23 protein-coding genes are annotated in these 19478 nt (G+C 69.4%); 10 read left to right on the forward strand and 13 right to left on the reverse strand.

The window, feature by feature from the left end:
- The 7 genes from Q8Q88_RS18320 to Q8Q88_RS18350 all read right to left on the reverse strand — a co-directional run.
- Positions 1–1400: class I adenylate-forming enzyme family protein (locus Q8Q88_RS18320; RefSeq protein WP_305676622.1), on the reverse strand; the 1400-nt coding region annotated here is incomplete at its 3' end.
- Between the two features lie 52 nt (positions 1401–1452).
- Positions 1453–2199: an SDR family NAD(P)-dependent oxidoreductase gene (locus Q8Q88_RS18325; RefSeq protein WP_305676623.1), complete on the reverse strand. Its 747-nt coding sequence runs from the start codon at positions 2197–2199 to the stop codon at positions 1453–1455.
- Positions 2196–3293: an alkene reductase gene (locus Q8Q88_RS18330; RefSeq protein ID WP_305676624.1), complete on the reverse strand. Its 1098-nt coding sequence runs from the start codon at positions 3291–3293 to the stop codon at positions 2196–2198. Before Q8Q88_RS18330 ends, Q8Q88_RS18325 begins: the two co-directional genes overlap by 4 nt.
- Before the next feature lie 63 nt (positions 3294–3356).
- On the reverse strand, positions 3357–4493 hold the full coding sequence (locus Q8Q88_RS18335) for a zinc-binding dehydrogenase (RefSeq protein WP_305676625.1): 1137 nt from the start codon (positions 4491–4493) through the stop codon (positions 3357–3359).
- A 147-nt stretch (positions 4494–4640) separates the two neighbouring features.
- Positions 4641–5021: a Rap1a/Tai family immunity protein gene (locus Q8Q88_RS18340; RefSeq protein WP_305676626.1), complete on the reverse strand. Its 381-nt coding sequence runs from the start codon at positions 5019–5021 to the stop codon at positions 4641–4643.
- Positions 5018–5818: an LOG family protein gene (locus tag Q8Q88_RS18345; protein ID WP_305676627.1), complete on the reverse strand. Its 801-nt coding sequence runs from the start codon at positions 5816–5818 to the stop codon at positions 5018–5020. The genes Q8Q88_RS18340 and Q8Q88_RS18345 overlap by 4 nt, the downstream gene beginning before the upstream one ends.
- Positions 5819–5826: 8 nt before the next feature.
- On the reverse strand, positions 5827–6657 hold the full coding sequence (locus Q8Q88_RS18350; RefSeq protein ID WP_305676628.1) for a universal stress protein: 831 nt from the start codon (positions 6655–6657) through the stop codon (positions 5827–5829).
- Positions 6658–6875: 218 nt separating this feature from the next.
- Here Q8Q88_RS18350 and Q8Q88_RS18355 point away from each other — a divergent pair, with 218 nt between their 5' ends.
- A complete protein-coding gene (locus tag Q8Q88_RS18355) occupies positions 6876–7328 on the forward strand; it encodes a c-type cytochrome (protein ID WP_305676629.1) in 453 nt (150 codons plus the stop codon).
- A 51-nt stretch (positions 7329–7379) separates the two neighbouring features.
- Here Q8Q88_RS18355 and Q8Q88_RS18360 read toward each other — a convergent pair whose 3' ends face one another.
- Positions 7380–7706, reverse strand: a complete 327-nt coding sequence (locus Q8Q88_RS18360; protein WP_305676630.1) for a hypothetical protein — start codon at positions 7704–7706, stop codon at positions 7380–7382.
- A 213-nt stretch (positions 7707–7919) separates the two neighbouring features.
- Between Q8Q88_RS18360 and Q8Q88_RS18365 the strand changes: the two genes are divergently transcribed.
- Positions 7920–8285, forward strand: a complete 366-nt coding sequence (locus Q8Q88_RS18365; protein WP_305676631.1) for a hypothetical protein — start codon at positions 7920–7922, stop codon at positions 8283–8285.
- A 30-nt stretch (positions 8286–8315) separates the two neighbouring features.
- Entirely contained in the window at positions 8316–8609 is a 294-nt protein-coding gene (locus tag Q8Q88_RS18370; protein ID WP_305676632.1) for a hypothetical protein, read from the forward strand.
- Between the two features lie 21 nt (positions 8610–8630).
- On the opposite strand, the gene Q8Q88_RS18375 is transcribed toward Q8Q88_RS18370, so the two are convergent.
- From Q8Q88_RS18375 to Q8Q88_RS18395, 5 genes are read right to left on the reverse strand one after another with little or no spacing between them, the layout of a single operon-like run.
- Positions 8631–8936 carry a hypothetical protein gene (locus Q8Q88_RS18375; protein ID WP_305676633.1) on the reverse strand — a complete coding sequence of 102 codons (306 nt, stop codon included), beginning with the start codon at positions 8934–8936 and terminating at the stop codon, positions 8631–8633.
- A gap of 27 nt (positions 8937–8963) precedes the next feature.
- Complete coding sequence (locus Q8Q88_RS18380) at positions 8964–10592, reverse strand: MBL fold metallo-hydrolase (protein ID WP_305676634.1); 1629 nt, start codon at positions 10590–10592, stop codon at positions 8964–8966.
- Positions 10589–11473 carry a ribose-phosphate diphosphokinase gene (prs, locus tag Q8Q88_RS18385; protein WP_305676635.1) on the reverse strand — a complete coding sequence of 295 codons (885 nt, stop codon included), beginning with the start codon at positions 11471–11473 and terminating at the stop codon, positions 10589–10591. Before prs ends, Q8Q88_RS18380 begins: the two co-directional genes overlap by 4 nt.
- A complete protein-coding gene (locus tag Q8Q88_RS18390; RefSeq protein ID WP_305676636.1) occupies positions 11470–13008 on the reverse strand; it encodes a thymidine phosphorylase family protein in 1539 nt (512 codons plus the stop codon). Before Q8Q88_RS18390 ends, prs begins: the two co-directional genes overlap by 4 nt.
- Positions 13008–13457 carry a host attachment protein gene (locus Q8Q88_RS18395; protein ID WP_305676637.1) on the reverse strand — a complete coding sequence of 150 codons (450 nt, stop codon included), beginning with the start codon at positions 13455–13457 and terminating at the stop codon, positions 13008–13010. Before Q8Q88_RS18395 ends, Q8Q88_RS18390 begins: the two co-directional genes overlap by 1 nt.
- 121 nt (positions 13458–13578) lie before the next feature.
- Between Q8Q88_RS18395 and Q8Q88_RS18400 the strand changes: the two genes are divergently transcribed.
- The 7 genes from Q8Q88_RS18400 to fixJ all read left to right on the forward strand — a co-directional run bounded on the left by Q8Q88_RS18400 (position 13579) and on the right by fixJ (position 19478).
- Positions 13579–14190: an NAD(P)H-dependent oxidoreductase gene (locus Q8Q88_RS18400; RefSeq protein WP_305676638.1), complete on the forward strand. Its 612-nt coding sequence runs from the start codon at positions 13579–13581 to the stop codon at positions 14188–14190.
- 86 nt (positions 14191–14276) lie between these two features.
- Positions 14277–14939 (forward strand): helix-turn-helix domain-containing protein, encoded by a 663-nt coding sequence (locus Q8Q88_RS18405; protein ID WP_305676639.1) that lies wholly within the window; start codon positions 14277–14279, stop codon positions 14937–14939.
- Between the two features lie 80 nt (positions 14940–15019).
- Positions 15020–15670: a BON domain-containing protein gene (locus tag Q8Q88_RS18410; RefSeq protein ID WP_305676640.1), complete on the forward strand. Its 651-nt coding sequence runs from the start codon at positions 15020–15022 to the stop codon at positions 15668–15670.
- Between the two features lie 50 nt (positions 15671–15720).
- A complete protein-coding gene (locus tag Q8Q88_RS18415) occupies positions 15721–16545 on the forward strand; it encodes a universal stress protein (RefSeq protein ID WP_305676641.1) in 825 nt (274 codons plus the stop codon).
- A 293-nt stretch (positions 16546–16838) separates the two neighbouring features.
- Complete coding sequence (locus tag Q8Q88_RS18420) at positions 16839–17234, forward strand: response regulator transcription factor (protein WP_305676642.1); 396 nt, start codon at positions 16839–16841, stop codon at positions 17232–17234.
- Between the two features lie 212 nt (positions 17235–17446).
- Positions 17447–18877 carry a PAS domain-containing sensor histidine kinase gene (locus Q8Q88_RS18425; protein WP_305676643.1) on the forward strand — a complete coding sequence of 477 codons (1431 nt, stop codon included), beginning with the start codon at positions 17447–17449 and terminating at the stop codon, positions 18875–18877.
- A complete protein-coding gene (gene fixJ / locus Q8Q88_RS18430; protein WP_305676644.1) occupies positions 18870–19478 on the forward strand; it encodes a response regulator FixJ in 609 nt (202 codons plus the stop codon). The genes Q8Q88_RS18425 and fixJ overlap by 8 nt, the downstream gene beginning before the upstream one ends.

Raw genomic sequence — 19478 nt, forward strand, 5'->3', positions numbered from 1 at the left:
ACCGCGCCGCAGCCGATGTTTTCCCCGCCCCGGATCACCAGGTCCTTGATGCGGTCGACGATGTAGACGAACCCCTCGGCGTCCACATAGGCCACGTCCCCGGTCCGCATCCAGCCGTCCACGAAGGTCTCGGCGTTGGCGTCCGGCCGCTTCCAGTAGCCGCGCATGATCGAGGCGCCGCGGATCTGCAGTTCGCCGCGCGCCATGCGGGGCTGCTCCACGCCCTCCTCATCAACGATGCGGATGTCCAGCACGCCGGACACTCGGCCCGAGCTGGCCGGATGGGCCAGGTAGTCGGCGCCGGCGATGCTGGTGCCGATGGCGTTGGTCTCGGTCATGCCCCAGCCGGTGTTGGGCGCGGCGTTGGGAAAGGCCTTGTCGATGGCGCGGACCTGCTCAGGCGCGCGCGACGCCCCGCCGCCGCCCACGGCGATCAACGAGCTCAGGTCGCGCCCTTGCCGCCGGGCGATCTCCACCAGGTCGCCGGTCACCGCCGGCGGTCCGTTGAAGCCGGTGATGTGCTCGCGCTCGATGATTTCGACCGCGCGCGCCGGGTCCCACTTGTACATGCAGACCAGCCGCCGCTGGGCGCGGAAACTCTGCAGCAGGCTGACGTGCAGCCCCGAGACATGGAACAGCGGGATGGCCAGCAGAGCCGCCGGCTGCGGGCCGCCCGCCACCGGCGCGAAGCCCGCAAGCATCCCGGCCTGGGCGTCCAGCTCCCACGACAGCAAGGCCGACATGATGTTGCGGTGCGTCGAGACCGCCCCCTTGGGGTGCCCGGTCGAGCCCGAGGTGTAGAGCATGATGGCGTCGTCGTCGGGCCCAACCTCGCGGGCCGGCGGCCCCTTGGGAACCGCCGTCGCCATCACCTCCTCATAGCCGCGCACGCCGGGCGCGAGGGGGCCCGTCGCCCGCACCGCGATCACCGACAGCCCGGCGGGCGGCGCCTCGCAGGCCGCCAGCCTGTCCAGCCGCTCCTGGTCGGCCAGCAGCAGCTTGGCGCCGCTGTCCTTCAGCCCGTAGTCCATCTCGTGCGGCTGCCACAGGGCGTTCATCGCCACGGCGATGGCCCCGATCGAGGTCGCCGCCATGAAGCCGAGGATCCATTCTGGATAGTTGCGCATGGAGATGGCGACCCGGTCGCCCTTCTCCACGCCATAGTCGTGCGCCATCACCGCCGCGAGATGCTGCGACTGGACCCAAGCCTCCTCGAAGGTCAGCCGCTCGTCCTCGTAGACGACGAAGGGCAGATCGCTGCGACCCTGTTCGAACAGCGCCCGCAGGTTCGCCGGCGCATTCTCGAACGCCCGCACCCGCCGACCTAACGCCTCGATCCCAACCAGTTCATAGGGCGACCCCTCGCCCGTCAGCTGCGCAAGCGCCTCGATCCTGTTCACGGTCCAATCCTCTTTCATTGCAGGTCAAGGGCGCGGGGCCCCGCCCCAGCCGCTAGGCTGAGATGTAGGCGCCGCCGTTGGCGTGAATCACTTGGCCCTGAACGAATTCAGCATCGGAGCTGAGCAGGAACTCGACGACCGCCGCATAGTCGCTGTCGCGGCTGAGACGGCCGGAGGGGTTGGTGCGAGCGGCGCGCTCGAGAACCCGCAGGGCTGCGTCCTCGCCGCCCACCATGTCCGCCACGGAGCTGGTGTCGACGAGGCCCGGCGCCACCGCGTTGATTCGCACACCCATGGGTGCGAGTTCAGGTACGAGGTAGCGAACAAGGCTCTCGGCCAGGGCCTTACCCGCTCCCAGGGCCCCGTAGTTGGGCTGGGCCGTCCGGGCGCCAGCGCTCGATATGAAGACAATGCCGCTGCCTCGGTCGAGCAGGGGCAGGGCCTTTTGCACGAGGTAAAGGAGCGATAGTCCGTTGACCTGGATGGCCTGGGTGAATTTCGCCAGATCCGCCTGCAGCAAGGTGGTCGGGTAGATCATGGCCGCGCTGTGGACCAGGTGCATCGGCCCGGCGGCGCGGTCGGCCGCGGCGGCCATTACCGCCGCCGCGCCGTCGATCTCGCCCACATCGGCGCGGACCGTGAAGACGTCGGCCCCGGTCGGCGCCAAACGCGCCTTGGCCGCCTCGGCGGCCGCATCGTCGGAGCGATAGGCCAGGACCAGCGGCTCGCCTGGCCGCGCCAGCCGTTCGGCAATCGCCAGACCTATCCCTTTGGTGCCGCCCGTCACAACAACAGTCACGCGACAGCCACCGGGGACTTGGCGGCTTGGCCGGCGGCGATTTCGTCGAGGAATGGATAGTCGGTGTAGCCGTCGGCCGCACCGATCAAGAAGCTGTGGGGTTTAGGCTCGTTGAGCGGCGCGCCTTCGCGCAGGCGCCGCGGAAGATCGGGGTTGGCGATGAACGCCTTGCCGAACGCGACGCCGTCGGCCCATCCGGCGTCGAGCGCGGCCTGGGCGCTCTCGGCCGTGAAGCCCTCATTGGCGATGTAGGTCCCTCCGAACGCCGCCTTCAGCCGGGGTCCGAGGATGTCGGCGGCGACATGTTCGCGGGCGCACAGGAAGGCGATCTTCCGGCGCCCCAGTTCCCGCGCCACGTGGGTGAAGGTGGCGGCCAGGTCGGAATCGCCCATGGCGTGGGAGTCGGCGCGGGGCGCCAAATGCATACCGACCCGGTCCGGCCCCCACACCGATATGGCAGCGTCGGCGGCGTCGAGCATCAGGCGCGCCCGGTTCTCGACGGAGCCGCCATATTGGTCGGTTCGCTGATTCGAGCCGTCCTGCAGGAACTGATCGAGCAGGTAACCATTGGCGCCGTGCAGCTCTACCCCATCGAAACCGGCCGCCTGGGCGTTCTCCGCGGCCTGGCGGAAGGCCTCGACGACATCGGCGACCTCCGACGTCTCGAGCGCGCGAGGGACCGGATAGGGACGCTTCGGGCGCAGCAGGCTGACGTCACCCTGGGCGGCGATCGCGCTCGGGCCGACGGGCGCCCGACCGACGAGCAGTGACGGGTCCGATATCCGTCCCACATGCCAGATCTGCATGAAGATGCGGCCGCCAGCCGCCTTGACCGCGGAGGTGACCCGTCTCCATCCCTCGACTTGCTCCGCCGACCAAACGCCCGGCACCCCGGTGTAGCCCACGCCCATGGGCGAGACCGGGACCCCTTCGGAAATGATCAGTCCCGCCGAGGCGCGCTGGCGGTAGTACTCCGCCATCGTGTCGTTCGGGATGCGGCTCTCTCCGGCCCTGCTGCGGGTCAGCGGCGCCATCAGGATGCGGTTGGGGAGGGTTAGATCGCCAACTCGTAGAGTGTCGAAGAGGGTCGGCATCGGGCTTCCTCGTGATCAAGACGGAGTCGAAGGCCCAGCGCTCGGGGCGCGGGGCTGCAAGCGCTAGCTGGCCGGCTTGTTGGGATTGATCAGGAACTTCTCGCCCGTGGCGCGGCGGTTGTAGGCGGCGATCACCTCCGGCCGCAGGGCCTCGGCGAGGGAGATTTCGGCGGTGTAGTGGCTGGCGAAGGTGGTCTTCAGCTCGCGGGCCACCCGTTCTCGCAGAGCCTGGCCGGCCTCGGGGCCGATCTTCATCAGGAACGGCGTCAGCAGCCAGCCGCCCAGCCCCCAGGCCATTCCGAAGCCACGGTTGAGCTCGGTGGGCCGGGTGTCGAGGCCGCCATAGATGTAGACCTGCTTGTGGACCGAGGAGCCATAGCGGCTGTAGGTCTTGGCGGTCTGGTTGGCGGCCGCCTCCATGCCGCTGAGGATCTGGCCGGCCAGCTTGCCGCCGCCGATGGCGTCGAAGGCCAGGGTCGCGCCGGTGGCGACCAGGGCCTTGATCAGGTCCTCCATGAAGCCGGGCGTGCTGGAGTCGACCACGTGCTTGGCGCCGATGGTCTGGAGGATCGCCGCCTGCTCCGGGCTGCGTACGATATTGACCAGGCCCACGCCCTCGGCGAGGCAGATCTTGTTCAGCATCTGGCCGAGATTGGAGGCTGCGGCCGTGTGGACGAGCGCGGTGTGGCCCTCACGGCGCATGGTCTCGACCATGCCGAGCGCGGTGAGCGGATTGACGAAGCACGAGGCGCCGTCGGCGGCCGTGGCGCCCGGCGGCAGGACCAGGACATCGGCGGCCTTCAGGCAGCGATATTCCGCGTACATGGCGCCGCCCAGCATGGCGACGGTCTTGCCCAGCAGGTGTTGGGCGTCGACCCCGGCCTTGATGACCACGCCGGCCCCCTCGTTGCCGACGGGCATGGACTCGTCCAGCCGTCCGGCCATGGCGCGCATGAAGGCCTGGGGGATCTTGGCGGTGACAACCGGCTGCTCGGCCGTCCCGCTCGCCACGGCGGTGGACATGTCGGCGGCGCCCAGCAGCAGGCCGAGGTCGGAGGGATTGATGGGCGAGCCCTCGACCCGGACCAGGACCTCGTCGGCGGCCGGCTCCGGGATCGCCACCCGCGCCAGCGACAGCTCAAGCTCGCCGCTCGCCTTGACCAGTGAGCGCAGTTGCAGACCCGTATTTTCGTTCGCCATGTGGCGTCTCCCATCCCGTGTTTCGTTGCGCGCAAGAGAGCGCGTCGCACCGCCCGCGGCAATGCGCGGTTTTCTGTTGGGAGGATGAGAATGCTTGGGATGGCGCGCATTGGCGGCGGTCGGGCAGACCTTCCGCGCTCGCTCAGGTCAATCGATCCCCGGGTTGGCGCGATCGCACCCGAAGCCGTCCGCGAGCGCCGCGGCCATCACGGTCGAGGCCGCCGCGCCTCGGGCCTCGGGGTGACGAGCGAGGAAGGCCACCGCCGCGCCACGCAGGTCCTCGGCGGTCACGTTCGCCGGAGGGCAGAAGGTCCTGAGTTGCGGGCGCGCGCCGGCCTCGGCGGCCAGGATCTGGTCCGCTGACCCAACGACATAGCCCAGGCAAAGGGCCGACCGCAGATCCGCCAGGTCGTCCGCCGGATCCGGCCAGCAATGCTCGTGGAGCTGCTGGCCATCGAGGAATCCGCGCAGGTCGGGAACGGGTGATGTGGAGATCACCCCGGTGGCGAGCATGACGAGCCAGTTCACCCAGCCACCCGTTGGCCCGGCCTTACGCCCTCCGCCAGCAGGCGCGCCCAAATCTCCTCGGCGGTCTCGGCGAAGTGGAAGAGGTTGAGGTTGGGCGCATCGATCATGCCGTGGACGAGCAAGGCCTCGAAGTTGATCACCGAGTTCCAATAGGCCCGGTCGACCAGGACCACGGGGATGGGCGGACTCTTTCCCGTCTGGCGCAGGGTCAGGATCTCGAAGAGCTCGTCGAGCGTCCCGAAGCCGCCCGGGAACACCACCAGCGAATTGGCGCGCATCGCCAAGTGCATCTTGCGCATGGCGAAGTAGTGGAAGCGGAAGGTCAGGTCCGGCGTGCTGTAGGCGTTGGGGCCCTGCTCCTTCGGCAGGGTGATGTTGAAGCCGATGGACGGAGCCCCGGCGTCGTCCGCGCCGCGATTGGCCGCCTCCATGGCGCCGGGGCCCCCTCCGGTGGCGATGACATTATCGCGCTGCCCACCGTCGGGCCAGAGCGCCCCGCCCTCTTCCGACGCCAACTGGCCGAACCGCCGCGCCTGCTGGTACCATCGGCGCTGGTCGGGGCTTCCGGTTTCGCTGATGCGCGCGCTGCCAAAGACAACGATCGTGGATCTCACGCCCCAGGCGCGAAGCGCTTCGTCGGCCTTGGCGAACTCGAGCAGGAACCTCACGCCGCGCATGGAGCCGCCCAGCAAGAACGGCTGGTCGAGCGCGGCCAGGGTGTAGGAGGGCGAGGCTCGCTGCGCCCCACTGCCGCGCGAATCGGCTGTCGGGGCTTGAGGCTGGAGGTCGGCGGGCATCGGGACGCCTAGTGGGAGACCAGGAGGGCGGTCGGCGGATCGTTCATGAAGGCGCGGCTGACCCCGCCGAGGATCCGCTCGGCCAGCCGCGTGCGGCCATAGAGCCCCATGACCAGCAGATCGGCCTTCCAATCGTTGACCTGGCCGCGCAGCGTGTCGCCGACCGAGGCCTCTTCCGACGTCTCCACGAAGACCTCGACCTTGCAGCCGCGCCGTTCGAAGCGTTGTTGCATGGCCGAGACGTCCGCCCGGTCGAGCCGCGGCGACACCATGGCCACGGCCACCTGGTCGGCGGCGGAAACCAGCGGCCAGGCGTCGCGCAGGGCGCGGGCGGCCTCGCGGCTGCCGTTCCAAGCGACCAGGACGCGGCGTCCGACGCTGGCCGGCCGCGGCGCGTCAGGCAACACCAGCACCGGCCCGCCGCAGCCGAACGCCACCTCCGTGGGCGTGACGTGGAAATCGCCTTGCGGCGTCCGCCCTGGCCCGACGACGACCAGGTCCGCGCCACGCGCGTAATCGATGAAACGCCGGGTCGAGTCCTGCTTGAGTCTAAGCCAATCGCAGCCGACCTGGGCGGTCTGGGTGGCGGCGGCGAGCCAGGCGCCGGCCTGTTGCTCCGCCCGGTTGACCGCCGCCGAGTGCGCCTCGAGCACCGAGGTCAGCAGCGCCGGCGGGATCCAAGCGCCGCCCGCCGCGGTGCTCGGCATGGTGAAGTCGGGCTCGAGGAAGACCCCCGTGACGTGGCCGCCGAAGCCCTTGGCCAGGCGCGCGGCCTGGTCGCAGCGATCTTGAGCTGCGGGGTCGGCGTCCACCTCAACCAGTATGTCGCGATAGGTCATTGAACCATCTCCTTGCGGCGCGAGGATCGGACAGGGTCAACAGCCCCGCCTTGATCGTCCTCAACGGGTGGCGGTGACGGCGTGATCGTCCTTCAGGGGCGTGGGCGTCGGTATTGCGATCGCCATCGGATCTCAGAGCCGGGCTGGCGCCTTGATCGGCGTCAAGGCCGCCTGTCGCCCGGAAAGCCATGCTGTGCTTGCGTTCCGAGGAGACTTCCATGGTCAAGCCCGCCCATGCCTGGGCTGTCACGACGGTCGTCGTCTTGACGGCGGCGGCGACGACGCTGGGCCTGGCGTCGCGACCGCAGGCTGTCAGCCCCACTTCGCTCCGCCCGTCACCGCCGACGGTCACGATGCCGGGTTTCGGCCGGGAGGAGATGCTGGGTCCCTCGGAAATCGAGGACCTGACCGAGTATGTCCTGGCGCTCTCCATGCGGTCGACGCACAGCGCTGCGGTGCTGCGCGCCCTCCCTCTCTACGAACGAAACTGCGCCGCGTGCCATGGCCTGGCGGGCGAAGGCGACGCGATGACGGGCACGCCCGATCTGACTGACGACGTGTGGGTCAACGGCGGCGCGCGTGAGGAAATCCGTGACCAGATCTGGCGCGGCGCGGACGGTCGGGGTCCGCTGCGGCAAGTCCGTTCGAGTCCGGAGCCACGCCTGCGCTAAGCCTCGCCCGCGGCCCGGCGAAGTCCGGGCCGCCCATGGTGGTCGAAGCGCCTACTTCGGGGCCGGCGCCGGGTCCTTGGACATCATCGTCTCACACTGCTTGTGGAGCTTCTCCATCTCCTCCGGCGAGAGCTTCTTGCCCTGCGGCCAGGTCGGAGCGCCGGTCTTGTCGCGACCGTGATCATGCGGCTGCTTCGCCGCCATCTTGGAGGCCATCACGGTCTTGCACTTTTCGTGCATGGCGTCGGCGGCCGGCGTCGAGGCTGCGGGCGCCGTTCCCGCGGTCGTCGGATGATGACCCGCGTGGTCCTGTTGAGCGAGGGTCGGCCCGGCGGCGAACGCCGCGAGGCTGGCGACAGATGTGAGTAGAGCGCGCATTGCAGATCTCCTGTTTGCGAGAGCGCCCAAAGTGGTGCGTTCCGCGCCTTGAGCCTTGCGATGCGTCAAGTCGTTCCAAACGAGCCGCCAGAAAGACTCCGACCCACGACCAGACAGCCGGGGCTTCGGTCGCGCCGGCATCGACGGCGCCAGGACCCGTTGCAGGTCTCGAGGACCGGGCCGGCGCCTGTCTCACCTGCGGCAAGGCTCTTGATGTCGGTCAAAGCCGGTGGCGCGCGGCGCGATATGGTTTCGAGGCCGGCGCCTTCGCCAGCCATCGCCGAGGGTCATACGATGACCGCCACACCTTCATCTATCCGTTCTCCGAGGCCGCTGGACGTCATCCGCTGCGCCGCCTCGGCCGCGCTGAGTCTGGCGATTCTGTTCGCCCTCTGTTGGGCCGGGGCCGTCGTCGTCGAGAGCCAGTCACATATGTTCATCGCCCTGTTCACGACCCAGCCGGTCGCCTCGACGACTGCGCTGGTTGAAGGGTTTGGCTGGTCGTTCGTGTTCGGCGCGCTCACCGGCGCGCTCATCGCGGCGTTCTACAATCTGCTGAGCCGCCTCGATCGGCGCTGACGGCGGACGTGGCCGAGGAGGAGATTCCCAATGTCCGTGAACCAAACCTCGCCGCTGGCGATTCGACCTCCGGTCCGTCGAGCCCCGGTCCGTCGAGCCAGGACGGTCCGCTCCAGACTCCGTCGGCTGCGCGTGCGGGTCTGCCGCAAGATGCGCCCGGCCTTCGAGGTCGCGGCGTTCTTCGGCGCCGCCTTGTCGGCGGTCTTCGAGTTGTTCTCGGGACGCCTGCCGAGCTTCTCGGCGACCGAAGTCTCTTGCCCCCCGGAGCCTGAGCCGCCCGCGACGGCCGACAACCCGCTCGCCCCCTTCCCGGTTCACGACTAGCGCCAAGCGTCCGGGACGGCCTCAGTCGGACGGCTGGGCGCGCCAGAACGTCAGACCGATCAGGGCGATCGCCGCAGCGGCGATGGCGACGGCGGTCGCCGGGTGCGCCCTGGCCTGGGTAACGGCCTGGTCGGTCAGGTCACGCGACTGCCGGCGGGCCTCCACCGTGAACTCGCGGGCCGCCCGCTGGAGCTTGGTGGAAACGCGGGTGAGGTTGTCCCGCGCCTCCTCGCTGATGGCCTCGCCGGCCTTCTTCAGTTCGTGACCGATGTCGTCGAGGGCGTCATCGAGGTCGTTGGCGATCCTCTTGGCGACGGACTTGCTCATGGCGCGGCTCCTTGTTGCTGTGCGCCTTCAGGAGACCGGGGCCGGCGCCTCAGCGCCTTGATCGCTGTCAACGGGAGCCTCCAGGGCCGCGCGCAAGCGGCGGATCATGGCGCTGCGGGCCTCGTCCGAGCCGGCAAGCTCGATGCGCCCGTCGAGGTCGAGCAGGAAGGCGGCGCGCTGGTTGTGCCAGTCCGGGCGCGAGACGGCGACCGCCGCGAGCCGGGGCTTGCCCTGGACGTCGGCGGTGGCCTTGCCCTTGAGAAGAAGAAAGCGCTGGTCCAGGGACGGGATCGCCAGCCGGTCCTCGGCGAAGCCCGCCGCCGCCAATCGGTCCTTGAGGCCCTCGAGCGCCGGCGGCTCGCCGTGGGCCAGGAACACGTTGCCGGCCACGGGCGCCCGAGCCTGGGCCCAGGCGACGAGACCATCGGCGTCGGCATGGCCGGAATAGACGTCCAAGGACCGGATCCGCGCCAGCACACGGACGTCCTCGCCCTGGATGCGCACCCGTTCGGCGCCCTCCTCGAGGATCCGGCCCAGCGTGCCGACGGCCTGATAGCCGGACAGCAACACCGTGGCCTGGCGCTGCCATAGGAGTCGTTTCAGGTGCTTGCGGACCCGACCGGCGTCGCACATGCCGCTGGCCGCCAGGATGATGTGCCAGCCCTTGAGCCGTTCGAGCCGGTCGCTTTCCCAGGGTTCGCGCAGGAACTTCAGCCGGTCGTTGGCGTAGAGGCCTTGGAACGGATTGACGTCGGTCGCCCGGTTCCAGCCGCGGCGACGGAAGACCTCGGTGGCTTCGATGGCGAGCGGGGAGTCCAGGAAGATGTCGGCTTCCGGCGCGTGGCCGTCGGCCATGATCGCCAGGATGTCGGCCAGCAGCTCCTGCGAGCGCTCCACGGCGAACGCCGGGATCAGCAAGGGCCCGCCGGCGGCGTGGGCGGCGTTGAGTTCCTGCGCCAGCATCTTGCGGCGGGTGGCCGGATCGACAAGCAGGCGGGGCCGGTCGCCGTAGGTCGACTCCAACACCAGGTGGTCGACCCCGGCCGGGCCTTCCGGGTCGGGTGAATAGTCCCGGCCGCCCGGCCCGATATCGCCGGAGAACAGGATGGTGACCGGACCTTCTTCGGTCTCGACGCACACCTCGATGGAGGCCGCGCCCAGGATGTGGCCCGCTTCCCAATAGGTCGCGGTCACGCCGGGAGCGACGGCGACGCTCTCGCCCAGCTTCACCCGCTCGAAGAGCTCGGTGGTCTGTACCGCGTCGCGCACGGTGTAGATCGGCTCGACCTGGTCGCGACCGCGTCGCTGGTTGCGGCGATTGAGCTGACGGACCTCGCTTTCCTGGATACTGCCGGCGTCGGGCAACATCACGCCGCACAGGTCGCGGGTCGCCGCCGTGGCGAAGATCGGCCCCTCGAAGCCGGCCTTCATCAGCTTGGGCAACAGGCCCGAGTGGTCGATATGGGCGTGGGTCAGCAGCACGGCGTCGATCTTTGACGCCTCGAAGGGAAACGGCTCGTAGTTGAGCGCCTTGAGGGTCTTCGACCCCTGGAACATGCCGCAGTCGACAAGCAGCGTGGCGCGCCCGGTCTCGAGACGCGCGCAGAAACCGGTCACGCATCCGGCGGCGCCATGGAAGGTGAGTTTCAGGCTCATGTGGACATCTCCTGGGTCAGCGCGGCCGCTAGGATGGGCGCCATCGCCACGGCGTTGCTGGGATGGGGACAGGTGTCGGTCGAGATCACCCGGCTGGCGCCGGCCTCGGCGAGACGCCGCGCCGTCGCCCAGTCGAAGAGCGCATGCACGACGGCGATCTCCACCTGCTCGGCGCCCTGGGCCAGGACCAGGGCGGTGGCGGCCTCAAGGGTTCCGCCGCTCGAACAGATGTCGTCGATGATCACCGCGCGACGGCCCTTCAGATCACGGCCGCCGTCCAGGGCCAGATGCACGCGGTGATCGCCCTGGCGGGTCTTCTGCAGGGTCATATGCGGCGCGCCCAAAGCCTCGCCGATCGCCCGCGCCCAGGGCTCCGACTCGCCGTCGGGCCCGATCACCACCGGTGTCGGGTCGGCTCCGATGGCGCCTGCCAGGGGTCCGGCGGCCGACAGCGCCGTGACCTGGGCCGGTGCGAACACCGCCCCGAGGTCGGAGGTCCGATGCAGGTGAGGTTCGACCGTGACGATCCGGTCGAACCGCTCGCCCAGCAGACGGCCGATCACATCGCGGCTCAGGGCCTGGCCGGGGGCGAAGAGCGTATCCTGGCGCAGGTAGCACATATAGGGCGCGACCAGGACGAGCCGCGTGGCGCCGGCGCGCCGCCAGGCGTCGCAGGCGAGCATCAAGCTGACGAGCTTGGCGTTGGGCTGGTTGAGCGGGCAATAGGCGATCACCGTGCCCACGAACGGCGCGACGGTGGGCAGGACCTCGCGATCGGGGAAGACGTGCAGCTGCACGATCTTGAGCTCCAGCCCCAGGGTGGCGGCGAGCCGCGCCGCGCCGAGCTGGTCGGCGGCGAAGGCCTGGACAACCGCGCTCATGGAGTGATCCGGTAGCCATCGTCCTCGCAGGCGGCCTCGCACGCGAAGGAAAAATCGGAACGCTCCGAGCCGTGGATGCGGAAGAGCGGCTCGCCGCGCGACACGCTCGCCCCAGCCTTGCGCAACAGGTCCACGCCCGCGCCGGTGTCGGTCGGAGCGCCGGCCAGCCGGGCGATCGAAGCGATCCGCAGGCAGTCGATCTCATGGATGCGACCGGCCTGGCCGGCGCAGACGACCTGGGTCATGGCGCCGATCCCGGGGGCTTTGGGCGAGGGACCCTGGGCGGCCATGATCTCGTCCATCTTGCGGGCGGCCGCGCCCGAGGCGAGCAGCTCGCGGGCGCGGCGTTCGCCCTGGCCGCCCTGCAGGGCCGGATCGGCCTCGAGCACGCGCCCGGCCAGCATGACGGCCTTTTCGGCCAGGTCGGACGGGGCCTCGGCCCTGCCCTCCAGGACGGCGCGGACATCGCGCGCCTCCAGGGCCGGTCCGACCCCGAATCCGATCGGTTGGGCCGTATCGGTCAGCAAGACCTCGATCCCGAGGCCGAGCCGCCCGGCGACGTGCTCAAAGAGCTTCTTGAGGCGTAGGGCGGCGCGCCGGTCGCGGATCTTGGCGGTCGGTCCGACCGGCACGTCCAGGACCAGGTGCGTCGCGCCGGCGGCGAGCTTCTTGGAGAGGATCGAGGCGACCATCTGTTCGGGCGTGTCGATGGAAAGCGGCCGTTCCACGGCGATCAGCACGTCGTCGGCCGGCGACAGATTCACCCGCCCGCCCCAGACGATGCAGGCGCCGCAACGTTCGACGACGTCGCGCATCTCGCCCTCGTCCAGGTCGACCCGGGCCAGAACCTCCATGGTGTCGGCCGTGCCCGCCGGGGAGGTGATGGCGCGTGACGAGGTCTTTGGCATCCACAGTCCGTGCGCCGCCACGATCGGCGCCACGATCAGCGAGGTGCGGTTTCCCGGGATCCCGCCGATGCAATGCTTGTCGACGATGACCGGGCGGCTCCACGCCAGCCGACGACCGGCCACGACCATGGCTTCCGTCAGCGAGAGAACCTCGTCGGCGGTCATGAAGCTGGCGCAGCTGATCAGGAAGGCGGCCACCTCGATGTCGGACCAGCGATGGTCGGCGAGGTCCCGGGCGATGGCCCGGTATTGCGCGTCGGTAAGCACATCGCCCGCCACCTTCGCCGCCACCGCGCCCAAGGTGCGCGACGGCGGCGCCGGCGTGACCTGAACCATGGCGCCGGGCGCGGCCCCCAATCGGCGGAGCAGCGGCTGCGGCAAGCCGACCTCGTCGCGCCCGACCAGGCTCCCGTCATCGCAGATCATGCAGGTGGCCAGCAGCCGGCGGCCTTCAAGCGCGATCTCGACCTTTCGCACCCCGGTCAAGCGTTCCGGCCGCACGGCCGTGCAGCCGCGCGCCAGCACCACGACATTCTCGCGCACGGTGTCGAGCGGAAGCGGGCGCACCCGCAGCCCGGACTGCGCTGGAGGCGGGCCCTCGGCCCTTGGCAGGGCTTCGGCGCGCATCAGCGGGCGATCCGCGCCGCCTGCAGGGCTTCGCGGAGCACTTCCTCAGCCAGGCTCGACCTGTCGCGCGGCGCGTCGACCTCGATGCGGCGCGCGGTCTTGGGATCGAGCTCGGCGCGCAGCACCCCCAGAGCGCGGGCCGGCGCCAGCAACACGAGGCGTTCGAACCGTCCCGCCTCGGCCGCAAGGTCGAGGGCGTGGGCGACTCTCGTGAGGAAGCGGCGTTCCTGCATTTGGGTCAGCGGCTTGTCGCCGGCGCCGTGCTGGCCGAAGCCTGTGCGGTCGCGCACCGTGGCCCTATGGGCGTGCGCCGCCGGGCGGTCCTGATTGTCGGCGTCGATCGCGTATTGCGGCAAGGGATGCAGCGGACCGCCGCGCACGCGCTCCTCGAACACCCGCGCCTGGCGTCCGTCGGCGGTGACGATCCAGGTCGTGACGTCTTCCATCATGGGAACCTCCATCCTTGAAGCGACGATGGAGGCCCGCCGTCAGGCGCGCTGTGACGACGATCAAACCCAGGCGCGTCGATTAGGTCTTCAATCGCGACGCTCGAATGCAGGAGACCGGCCCATGAGACATGCCGTCATCATCGCCCACCCCAATCCGAAGAGCTTCACCCACAGCGTCGCGCACGCCTACAGCGCCGCCATCGCCGCCCAGGGCCATGAAGCGGTCGAGCGCGACCTCTACGCCATGGGCTTCGACCCGTGCCTGAAGCGCGAGGAGGTCCCTACCGGCGCTGGCTACCAAACCAGCCCTGACGCGGCGGCTGAACGCGCCCGGGTCGCCGATGTCGACGTGTTCGCGTTCTTCTATCCGTGGTGGTTCAACGCGCCGCCGGCGATCCTGAAGGGCTATATCGACAGGATTTTCAGCACCGGCTTCGGCTACCGGCCCACATTCGGCGGGTCCGAGCCTCTGCTCACGGGCCGCAAGCTGATCAGCTTCAGTTCCTCCGGCGCGCCCGACAGCTGGGTGCGCGAGACGGGCGCCCTGAACAATCTGATCGCGGGCTTCGATCGGCACCTCGCGGGGGTCTGCGGCCTGCGGTTCGTCGACCACGTGCATCTGGCCGGGGTCGTCCCCGACATCACCGAGGAGTCGGTCCAGGATCTCTTGGCCGAGGTCCGGGCCGCAGTCGCCCAGGCGTTCCCACAAGTCGGAGTCCCGGCCTCCGTATGACTACCTAGGGGGCGCTGCTTAGGGAGCGTTCCCGAATTTCGAGCCGACCGCCATGGGCCTAGCCATAGGTCAACAGGAGGCTCGACATGTCCTTTATCCAATCCTTCGACGACACCCGCGCTACCCCCGTCGCCGCCGAGGCCGGTCCTGACGACCTGATGTCGCGCATCGGCGTGCGGATGACCTTCACCAAGGACGAGGAGATCTACGGTCAGGGCGAGAACGCCGACCTGATCTACCGCGTGATCAGCGGGACCGTGCGCACCTCGCGGTTCATGTCCGATGGACGCCGGCCGATCGGCGACTTCTACTATGCGGGCGACCTTTTCGGCCTGGAGACCGGCGACGAGCACGACATGGCCGCAGAGGCGCTCAGCGACTGCACGATCCTGGTGGCCAACCGGCAGGCCCTGCGCGGCGCGGGCGGAGAGGACGAACTCAAGCGGCTGGTCTGGGAAGCGACCGTTCGCGACCTGGAAAGCGCCCGCCAGCATCTGACCCTGCTGGTGCGCAAGACCGCCTGTGAGCGCGTCGCGAGCTTCCTGCTGGGCTTGGCCAATCGCCGCCGGGGCGGCCACGTGGAGCTCGCCATGGGGCGGCAGGATACGGCCGACTACCTGGGTCTCACCATCGAAACCGTCTCGCGGATGATCACCCAGCTCCAGGCCGCCAAGGTGGTGGAATTCAAGGGCAGCCGACTGTTCCGGATCTGCGACGCAGCGGCCCTGCAGGAAATGGCCGCGGGTTGACCGCCGTCAAGGTCGCCCACCGCCGGGCGGATGAGCGTAGACTGTCCGCAGGCTGCGGGCCGACGAAAGGGGCGAAGGCCATGGAAGATCGCAAGCTCAAGGACCGGGTCGAGCACGAGCTCGAGTGGGATCCGGCCATCGACGCCAGCCGGGTGGGTGTCACCGTCAAGGACGGCGTCGTCACCCTGAGCGGACATGTCCCCAACTATGTCCAACGCATCGCCGCCGAACGGGCCGTGAAGCGCGTGAAGGGCTTCCGCGGCCTGGCCCAGGACCTGGAGGTTCGTCCTCCCAATGGGATGGGAGCGCCTGACGATGAAGTCGCGGCCAGCGCGCTCCGGACGCTCGACTGGAATGTTTCGGTCCCCAAAGACGCCGTCCAGGTCCGCGTCGATGACGGCCACATCATCCTCGCCGGCGAGGTGGACTACGACTACCAACGCAAGGCCGCCGAAGAATGCCTGCTTGGCCTGCGCGGCGTCGTGCGGCTGACCAACCACGTGACCGTCAGGCCCCGGGGATTGGCGCCGGACCTGAAGCATCGGATCGAAGAGGCGCTGGACCAGCAGGCGCGCCTAGACGCTGGCAAGATCGTGGTCCTGGTCCAAGACGGCAGAGTCCGCCTCGAGGGCAGCGTCCGCGCCGCCTATCAGCGCGACATCGCCAAGGCCGCGGTCCTAGCCGCGCCTGGCGTCACCGCCGTCGACGACCACATGAAGATCGGCGCCTGAGGCGCGACCCACGCCGCCCGCGCATCGGCCGGCCTTCCAGGGAGGCATCCGTGACCTTTACGAGCATTCTCGTTCACGCCGAACCCGACGCCGCGGCCTCGCCGCGCCTGGCCTGCGCGGTCGCCGTCGCCGAACGCTTCGACGCGCTGCTGATGGGGGTCGGCGCCGAACTCCTGCAATCGACCGCCGTCGCCGACCCCTTCGGCATGCTCGCCATGGAGTGGCAGGGCGTGATGCGCCAGCAGCTGGAGGACAACCTGAAAGCCGCCGAACAGACCTTTCGCCTGCACGCGGGAAGTCTGCGGACCGATTGGCGCACGCTCTATGCGCCGCCCACGGACGCCCTGTGCGGCGCCGCGCGGGCCGCTGACCTGATTGTGGCCGGCGGCGCGCCCCTGACGGGCGCCGACTATTGGCGCCAGGCCGACACCGCCGAACTCGCGATCCGCGCCGGCCGCCCGGTCCTCGTGGCGCCTCCAACCCACCGGACCTTCCACGGCGACCGTATCCTCGTAGCGTGGAAGGACACCCGCGAAGCGCGGCGTGCGGTCGCCGACGCCATGCCGTTCCTGAAGCGCGCCGAAGCGGTCGTGGTCATGGAGGTCTGCACGAAGGACCAGGTCGAGGCCGCGGAATTCCATACCTCCGAGGTGGTCGCCCACCTGAAGCGCCATGGTGTGGAGGCCAGCGCCAAGGTCGAGGTCGAAGCCGATGACCGCGCCTGCGTCGAGCTCAACATCCAGGCCCAGGCGATGGCGGCCGACCTGATCGTGGCCGGCTGCTACGGCCACAGCCGGATGCGCGAGTGGGTGATGGGCGGCGTGAGCCGCGGTCTGATCCAGGCCCCGGAGCGGTTCGTGCTCCTGAGCCACTAGCCCGTTCCCGGGCCGCCGGCGCCATGACCACTCGAAACGGACCTGGCCGTGATCGCCACGCCGGCGCCCACGGTTCCGGGCCTGATCGCCGAGCTTGGCGCGCGCGGGCGCCGGGCCGGTTCCCGCAGACGCCTGACCTCCGGGATTCCCCTTAGGGGGTGCTCCCGAGTTTCGGCCGACACCTCGCGGATGTACCTCGGCGGCCGTGATGGCTCGCCGAATAGGCTGAGGAACAGTATGAACGCACCCTGCCCGGCCCATCAGTCCCCCGATCCCGCCTGGAAGGTCGCGGCTTGACCCGGGCGCAAGTGGCGGCCCGCGGCGACCGGCCGAGGGTTCTGCTGGTCGATGACGATGCAGCGCTTCGCGCGGCCCTGCAGTTCGCGCTCCAGCTTGACGGCCTGTCGGTGGAGACCTTCGCCAGCGCGGAAGACCTGCTCCAGCGGGCCGACGTGGCGGATGCCAGTTGCCTGGTGCTCGACCAGAATCTCCCGGGGATGACCGGCCTCGACCTTCTGGGTGTCCTGCGCCGCGGCGACGCCACGATCCCGGCGGTCCTGATCACGACCCACCCGGCAGCGGACCTGCGCCGCAAGGCCAAGGCGGCCGACGTCGAGATCGTCGAAAAGCCGCTGCTTTCCGACGCGCTGCTGCGTTCCGTCCTCACCCTCGTGGCGACCCGACCGTGACCGAGGTCCGAGCCTGAGATGTCCTTCCATCCCGAACCCGAGAATCCGGGCGCCAGCGTCGGACCGCCAAGTACGGCGGCTGGACGTCGGCGCTCGGCGAAGCGCCTTGCCGGGGCCGGTCTTGGCGCCTACCAGTTGAGACCATGAAGGGTTCCACCAAAGCAGCACGCCCCGTCGCCACGCGCCACGTGCCGCGGTGGGCGGGATACGCCTTGGCGGTCGCCGCGAGCATCGCGTCTCTGGTCCTGCACCGCGGCCTGGAGCCGATCTTCGGGGACCAGGTCGTGTTCCTGATTTTCGTACCGGCCGTGATCGTCAGCGCCGCGTTGGGCGGCGTCGGGCCGGCCATGGCCGCGACCGGGGTCGCGCTTGGCGGAGTGCTGGTGTTTCGCTGGAGTGACATCCTGGGGGACGCAGCCGGTTTCACCAATGCCGGCCTGTTCCTGATGATCGGGGCGGCGATCGGTTTTGGCGGCTGGCGGTACCATCGCGGCCGACGCGAGAACGCCGAGGCCCTGGCCCACCTCGAGGACCGCGAGGCGCACCTGCGCTCGATCCTCGCCACGGTGCCCGACGCCATGGTGGTCATCGACGAGCGTGGGATCATGCAGTCCTTCAGCGCCACGGCCGAGCGCCTGTTCGGCTGGACATCGGGTGAGGCGATCGGGCGGAATGTCTCCATGCTGATGCCATCGCCCTACCGCGAGGGCCACGACAGCTACATCACCCGGTACCTTACGACCGGCGAACGGCGGATCATCGGTATCGGCCGCGTGGTGGTGGGCGAGCGGCGCGACGGATCGACCTTTCCCATGGAGCTCTCCGTAGGCGAGATGGCCACGACGCCCCGGTTCTTCACCGGGTTTGTCCGCGATCTCAGCGAACGGCAGGCCACGGAGCGGCGGCTGCAGGACGTGCAGTCGGAGCTCGTCCATGTCTCGCGCCTCACCGCCATGGGCGAGATGGCCTCGGCCCTGGCGCACGAGCTGAACCAGCCGCTGTCGGCCATCGCCAACTATGTGAAAGGCTCGGTGCGTCTGCTGGAGGCGGAAAATCCCGATCGCGGCATGATCCGTGACGCGCTGGCCAGCGCCGGCGACCAGACGCTGCGAGCCGGCCAGATCATCCGGCGCCTGCGGGACTTCGTCTCCAAGGGAGAGGCGGAACCGCGCATCGAGAGCCTGCACAAACTGCTAGAGGAAGCAGGCGCCCTGGCCATGATCGGGGCCAAGGAGCGCGGCGTGCGGCTGCAGTACCGCATAGATCCGCGGGTGGAGCTGGTCCTCGCCGACAAGGTTCAGATCCAGCAGGTCGTTCTGAACCTGATGCGCAACGCCATCGACGCCATGGAGGACGCGCCGCGACGGGAACTCACGGTCTCCGCCCGCCTCGCCAAGGAGGGCGTGGTCGAGATCGCGGTAACCGATTCCGGTTCCGGCATCAGCCCCGAGGTCGCCGAACAGCTCTTCCAACCGTTCTTCACCACCAAGGCGCAGGGCATGGGGGTTGGGCTGTCGATTTCGCGTACAATCATCGAAGCGCATGGCGGTCGAATCTGGGTCGAGCCCGGGCCCGATGCCGGATCGGTGTTCCGTTTCACGCTGCGCGCGGTGACCGAAGGGGAGCTTGTCGACGGTGACTGAAGCCGTAGTGCATCTGATCGATGACGACGAGGCCGTGCGCGATTCGCTGGCCTTCCTGCTTACGACAGCTGGGATCGCCTCCCGGACCTATGAGTCGGCCGTCACCTTCCTCGACCAGCTGGCCGGCGCGGCCCCCGGCTGCGTGGTCACCGACATCCGCATGCCGGACATGAACGGCCTCGAGCTCGTCCGCCGCCTGAAGGACCGCGGCGCGAGCCATCCGATCATCGTGATCACCGGCCACGGCGATGTTCCGCTCGCCGTCGAGGCCATGAAGGCCGGCGTGGTCGACTTCCTGGAGAAACCTTTCGACGACGAGGCCCTGCTCGGTTCGATCCGGACGGCGCTGACGATCGGCGGCCAGGCGACCCAGGCGAGCGAGGAGCGCCGCAAGTTCGAAGCGATGCTCGCCGCGCTCTCGCCGCGCGAGACCGAAGTGCTGAAGGGCGTGCTCGCCGGCAAGCAGAACAAGGTCATCGCCTTCGAACTCGGCATTAGTGCGCGCACCGTCGAGGTCTACCGCGCCAACGTCATGACCAAGACCTCCGCCGGCAGCCTCTCGGAACTGGTGCGCATGGCCCTGCTGGCCGGCGGCCTTTGA

This window comes from Phenylobacterium sp., from assembly GCF_030697925.1.
Taxonomy (GTDB): Bacteria; Pseudomonadota; Alphaproteobacteria; order Caulobacterales; family Caulobacteraceae; genus Phenylobacterium.

Excerpts from the sequence above, each read along its gene's own strand:
- Q8Q88_RS18330 (WP_305676624.1), bottom strand. The coding sequence starts at position 3,293 with ATGCCGACCCTCTTCGACACTCTACGAGTTGGCGATCTAACCCTCCCC.
- Q8Q88_RS18335 (WP_305676625.1), bottom strand. The coding sequence starts at position 4,493 with ATGGCGAACGAAAATACGGGTCTGCAACTGCGCTCACTGGTCAAGGCG.
- Q8Q88_RS18345 (WP_305676627.1), bottom strand. The coding sequence starts at position 5,818 with ATGCCCGCCGACCTCCAGCCTCAAGCCCCGACAGCCGATTCGCGCGGC.
- Q8Q88_RS18350 (WP_305676628.1), bottom strand. The coding sequence starts at position 6,657 with ATGACCTATCGCGACATACTGGTTGAGGTGGACGCCGACCCCGCAGCT.
- Q8Q88_RS18355 (WP_305676629.1), top strand. The coding sequence starts at position 6,876 with ATGGTCAAGCCCGCCCATGCCTGGGCTGTCACGACGGTCGTCGTCTTG.
- Q8Q88_RS18360 (WP_305676630.1), bottom strand. The coding sequence starts at position 7,706 with ATGCGCGCTCTACTCACATCTGTCGCCAGCCTCGCGGCGTTCGCCGCC.
- Q8Q88_RS18365 (WP_305676631.1), top strand. The coding sequence starts at position 7,920 with ATGTCGGTCAAAGCCGGTGGCGCGCGGCGCGATATGGTTTCGAGGCCG.
- Q8Q88_RS18370 (WP_305676632.1), top strand. The coding sequence starts at position 8,316 with ATGTCCGTGAACCAAACCTCGCCGCTGGCGATTCGACCTCCGGTCCGT.
- Q8Q88_RS18375 (WP_305676633.1), bottom strand. The coding sequence starts at position 8,936 with ATGAGCAAGTCCGTCGCCAAGAGGATCGCCAACGACCTCGATGACGCC.
- Q8Q88_RS18380 (WP_305676634.1), bottom strand. The coding sequence starts at position 10,592 with ATGAGCCTGAAACTCACCTTCCATGGCGCCGCCGGATGCGTGACCGGT.
- prs (WP_305676635.1), bottom strand. The coding sequence starts at position 11,473 with ATGAGCGCGGTTGTCCAGGCCTTCGCCGCCGACCAGCTCGGCGCGGCG.
- Q8Q88_RS18390 (WP_305676636.1), bottom strand. The coding sequence starts at position 13,008 with ATGCGCGCCGAAGCCCTGCCAAGGGCCGAGGGCCCGCCTCCAGCGCAG.
- Q8Q88_RS18395 (WP_305676637.1), bottom strand. The coding sequence starts at position 13,457 with ATGATGGAAGACGTCACGACCTGGATCGTCACCGCCGACGGACGCCAG.
- Q8Q88_RS18400 (WP_305676638.1), top strand. The coding sequence starts at position 13,579 with ATGAGACATGCCGTCATCATCGCCCACCCCAATCCGAAGAGCTTCACC.
- Q8Q88_RS18405 (WP_305676639.1), top strand. The coding sequence starts at position 14,277 with ATGTCCTTTATCCAATCCTTCGACGACACCCGCGCTACCCCCGTCGCC.
- Q8Q88_RS18410 (WP_305676640.1), top strand. The coding sequence starts at position 15,020 with ATGGAAGATCGCAAGCTCAAGGACCGGGTCGAGCACGAGCTCGAGTGG.